Annotated in this window: 1 protein-coding gene; it reads right to left on the bottom strand. The window is 68.8% G+C overall.

From position 1 onward, the window contains the following. Positions 1–208, bottom strand: a 208-nt coding sequence (locus MJ643_RS31420; RefSeq protein WP_247727416.1) for a hypothetical protein, incomplete at both ends; no start/stop codon positions are given.

Below are 208 nucleotides of genomic sequence, written 5' to 3'. Positions count from 1 at the left end.
CTCCGGGATGCCGGGCTCGGGGATGTTCTCGCCCTTGACGATGGCCTCGTAGACCTTGACGCGGCCGGGGATGTCGTCCGACTTGATCGTCAGCAGCTCCTGCAGGGCGTAGGCGGCGCCGTACGCCTCGAGCGCCCACACCTCCATCTCGCCGAAGCGCTGGCCGCCGAACTGGGCCTTACCGCCCAGCGGCTGCTGCGTGATCATC

It is taken from the genome of Pseudomonas sp. PNPG3 (genome assembly GCF_023093815.1).
GTDB lineage: Bacteria > Pseudomonadota > Gammaproteobacteria > Pseudomonadales > Pseudomonadaceae > Aquipseudomonas > Aquipseudomonas asiatica.
Note: the sequence above shows the minus strand (reverse complement) of the source record. Positions and strands in the feature narration are given on the sequence as shown.